1 protein-coding gene is annotated in these 1,262 nt (G+C 61.5%); it reads right to left on the bottom strand.

Annotated features, from left to right (window positions below):
- Positions 1-60: 60 nt before the first annotated feature.
- Positions 61-1,196 (bottom strand): IS3 family transposase gene (locus NWI01_RS18570; protein WP_375782197.1). Its coding sequence is split into 2 segments (ribosomal slippage): positions 61-926 and positions 926-1,196, totalling 1,137 coding nucleotides; the frame shifts between segments, so codons are not numbered across the junction.
- Positions 1,197-1,262 lie beyond the last annotated feature (66 nt).

Raw genomic sequence — 1,262 nt, 5'->3', positions numbered from 1 at the left:
GAGGTGGACCCGCTTGGTGAGACAGTTTGGCGGCCTGGCTAAGGTGGATCGGGTTCGTTTCTACGCCGCCAATTGCTCCGTCATTTCCGCCATAGCATGGACTTCGTCGGGCGTCCTGCCGGCGAAGGTCGAGTGCGGGCGTCGCCGGTTGTAATAGTCTATCCAGGAGCCGATGCCGCAGCGGGCTTGGCTTCCCGTTTCGAATGCGCTGAGGAAGACGCACTCATATTTGAGGCTGCGCCACAGTCGTTCGATGAAGACGTTGTCCATCCAGCGGCCGCGCCCGTCCATGGAGATGCGGATGCCGGCATCCTTCAGCGTCGTCGTGAAGGCGAAGCTAGTGAACTGCGAGCCTTGGTCGGTGTTGAAGATGTCGGGCCTGCCATGGCAGGCGATCGCCTCTTCGAGAGCGGCAACACAGAAGTCGGCATCCATCGTGTTCGACAACCGCCAGGCCAGGACCTTGCGGCTGAACCAGTCCATGATGGCCACGAGGTAAAGGAAGCCGCGCCGCATCGGGATATAGGTCACATCGGCACACCAAACGTGATCCGGCCGCTCGATCGTCAGGTGCCGCAGCAGGTAGGGATAGATGCGATGCTGCGGATGCGGCTCGCTGGTTCTCGGCACCTGGTAGATCGGCGACAGACCGATCTTGCGCATCAGCCGCCGGACCCGCTTGCGACCCACGCACCAGCCCTGACGCCGCAGATGCCGGGCCATCTGCCGGGAGCCATACCAGGGCGTCTCCATGAAGGCCTCGTCGATGGTGCGCATCAGTTCGAGGTTCTCGGGCGTCTCGCCGGCGGGCTGTCGGTAGAACGACGCCCGCGAGATCGAGACCAGTTCGCACTGGCGGCGGATCGAGAGCCGGTTGTGATCGGGGTCAATCATCATTCTCCTCCGATCCAGGCTCAGCGATCGAAGGCCTTGGCCAAAAAATCCCGCTCAACGACAAGCTGGCCAATCTTGGCGTGCAGCTTGGTCACCTCGGCTTCCCGGCCGACCTGCGCATCAGCAGCCTTGTCGTCGAACGTCTTGGCCAGGTTCTCGATGGCCTGCCGTTTCCACTGCGTAATCTGGTTCGGATGAAGCTGGTGCTTTGTCGCCAGTTCCGAAATCGTCCGCTCGCCACGGATCGCCTCAAGCGCAACCTTGGCCTTGAACTCAGCCGTAAATCGTCTGCGTGTCTTCATACCGGATCGTCCTTTTCATCGGGCGATCCACCTTATGCCCCTGTCTCAGAAACCGGCACCACCTCA

Origin of the sequence: Nitrobacter winogradskyi, assembly GCF_006539545.1 — a bacterium.
Classification (GTDB): domain Bacteria; phylum Pseudomonadota; class Alphaproteobacteria; order Rhizobiales; family Xanthobacteraceae; genus Nitrobacter; species Nitrobacter winogradskyi_A.
This window is presented reverse-complemented; position numbering and strand designations above follow the sequence as displayed.